The sequence below is a fragment of the Streptomyces palmae genome (genome assembly GCF_004684805.1).
GTDB classification, from domain to species: Bacteria; Actinomycetota; Actinomycetes; order Streptomycetales; family Streptomycetaceae; genus Streptomyces; species Streptomyces palmae.
Window position 1 is genome coordinate 1 of record NZ_SRID01000579.1, and the last position, 2,703, is coordinate 2,703.

3 protein-coding genes are annotated in these 2,703 nt (G+C 75.3%); all 3 read left to right on the forward strand.

The annotated features are described in order from the left end of the window. Positions 1 to 350: HAD hydrolase-like protein (locus E4099_RS31140; protein ID WP_167828548.1), on the forward strand; the 350-nt coding region annotated here is incomplete at its 5' end. Positions 351 to 631: 281 nt separating this feature from the next. After that, positions 632 to 1,687, forward strand: coding sequence for a FecCD family ABC transporter permease (locus E4099_RS31145; RefSeq protein WP_135342452.1), 1,056 nt, complete (start codon positions 632 to 634; stop codon positions 1,685 to 1,687). After that, positions 1,684 to 2,703: FecCD family ABC transporter permease (locus E4099_RS31150; RefSeq protein ID WP_425348289.1), on the forward strand; the 1,020-nt coding region annotated here is incomplete at its 3' end. The genes E4099_RS31145 and E4099_RS31150, both read left to right, overlap by 4 nt.

The following is a 2,703-nucleotide window of genomic DNA, read 5'->3' on the forward strand; positions in this document are numbered from 1 at the left end:
ATATCGAGGGCGCCTGGGCGGGCGGGGTGGACTCGCTGCTGGTGCTGACCGGGGTGACCACTCCGGCCCTGCTGCTCGCCGCCGAGCCCCGGCACCGGCCGACCTATGTCGCCGCCGACCTGCGCGGGCTGCTGGCCGGGCAGCCGGAGGTGGTGGCGGAGGGCGGGAACGCCGGATTCCGCTGCGGTGGCTGGTCGGCCTCGGTGGACGGGGACGGGCTGCGGCTCGGCGGGGAGGGCGAGGACCGTCTGGACGGGCTGCGCGCCCTGTGCGCCGCGGCCTGGACGGCGGCGGGGAAGGCGGCGTTCACGGCGGACTGCGGGAGGGCGCTGGCGCGGTTGGGATGGTGAGCCTGGCCGGATCGCGGGCTGCCAGGGGGGAGTGACCGACCCTCAGTGGTTTCGGACGGCAGGGCGGCCGGAGCGGCGTGCGGTGTCGTCCGGGGGGTGCCCCGGGACCGGCCGGGGGCTGCTGGGGGTTGCCGCACCGAGGCTGCGGGGGGTGCCCCGGAGGCTCCCCCGGGTTGCCGCACCGAGGCTGCTGGGGTTGCCGCACCGGGAGTTGAGACTTAGGTTAACCTAACCTAAGTTTCTTCCCGGTCTTCCTGTGCCGCTGCGAGGTGGATTTCCGCGTGTCCCTGGCCAGTCCCCCGCGCGCCGGGGCCGCGACGCCGGCCGCGGTCCCACCGCCGTCCCCGCGCGCCCCGCGCCGCGCCGCCGGGCTGCTGCTCGCCCTGGCCGCGCTGGCGCTGATCACCGCGGCGAGCCTCGCGGTGGGCGCCAAGCCCATCCCGCTCGACCAGGTCTGGCACGGGCTGTTCCACTACTCCGGGAACAAGACCGATGTGGTGATCCGGGACGTACGCCTGCCCCGCACCCTGCTGGGCCTGCTGGCCGGCGTCGGCCTGGGGCTGGCGGGCGCGGTGATGCAGGCGCTCACCCGCAATCCGCTCGCCGACCCCGGGCTCCTGGGGGTCAACGCCGGTGCCTCGGCCGCGGTCGTATCGGCCATCAGCTTCCTCGGCGTCACCTCGCTGACCGGCTATGTGTGGTTCGCCTTCCTGGGCGCGGCGGTGGTCTCCACCGCGGTGTACGCGCTGGGCGGCAGCCGCGCCGCCACCCCGGTCCGGCTGGCACTGGCCGGGAACGCCCTGTACGCCGCCCTCTACGGCTATGTCTACGCCGTGCAGCTGCTGGACTCCGCGGCGCTGGACCGGATGCGCTTCTGGACGGTCGGCTCCCTGGCCTCCGCGAACGTCAGGGTGATCGAGCAGGTCGCCCCTTTCCTGGCGGTCGGCGTGGTGCTGGCGCTGGCGCTGGCCCGGCCGCTCAACGCCATCGCCCTGGGCGACGACACCGCGCGCGCCCTCGGCGCCCGGCTGACCGGCACCCGGGTGCTGGCCATGGCCGCGATCACCCTGCTGTGCGGGGCGGCCACCGCCGCCTGCGGCCCCATCGCCTTCGTCGGACTGATGGTGCCGCACATGGTGCGCGCGCTCACCGGTCCGGATCTGCGCTGGATCCTGCCGTACGCGGCGGTGCTCTCGCCGGTCCTGCTGCTCGGCTCGGACATCATCGGCCGGATCGCCGTCCGCCCCTCCGAACTCCAGGTCGGCGTGGTCACCACCCTGATCGGCGGCCCCGTCTTCATCTACCTCGTACGCCGCCGAAGGATGGCCCAGCTGTGAGCCCGCACGCCGACCGGCGACCCACCGACCCGCCGGGCCCCGGCGGCCGCACCCTGCGCGCCCGCGGCCTGTCGGTCCGCGTCGACACCCGCTCCCTGGTGGCCGGCGGCCTGCTCGCCGCCGCCGCGCTCGCCATGGGCGTGGTGCTGATCGGCACCGGCGACTACCCGGTGCCGCCCATGGAGGTGCTGCGCACCCTGTCCGGTGGCGGGACCGCGGCGCAGGACTTCGTCGTCAACGAACTGCGGCTGCCCCGCGTGCTGGTGGGGCTGCTGGTCGGCGCCGCCCTCGGGCTGGCCGGCGCGATCTTCCAGAGCGTGTCCCGCAATCCGCTGGGCAGCCCCGACGTGATCGGCTTCGGCCAGGGCTCGGCGGCCGGCGCGCTCACCGTGATCGTGCTCTTCCAGGGGAGCGAGACCGCGGTGGCCGCCGGCGCGGTGGGCGGGGGCGTGCTGACCGGGCTCGCCGTCTACGCGCTGGCCTGGCGCAGGGGAGTGCACGGCTACCGGCTGGTGCTGGTCGGCATCGGCATGTCCGCCATGCTCTCCGCCGTCAACGGCTATCTGCTCACCAAGGCGGACATCCTGGACGCGGCCCGGGCCCTGCTGTGGGTCACCGGCTCGCTGAGCGGGCGGGAATGGGACCAGGTATGGCCGCTCGCCTGTGTCTGCGCGGTGCTGATGCCACTGGCCCTGGGCCACGGGCGGGCGCTGCGCATGCTGGAGATGGGTGACGACAGTGCGTACGCCCTGGGGGTGCGGGTCGAACGGACCCGGCTGCTGATGATGCTCACCGCGGTGCTGCTCACCGCCGCGGCGGCGGCCGCCGCCGGCCCGATCGCCTTCGTCGCCCTGGTCGCCCCGCAGGTCGCCCGCCGGCTGACCCGGGCGCCCGGCCCCAATCTGCTGCCCTCGGCCTGGACCGGGGCCCTCCTGCTGGTCACCTCGGACTGGGTTTCCCAGCGGGCGTTCGGGGCCGACCAGCTGCCGGTGGGGGTGCTCACGGGGGTCCTGGGC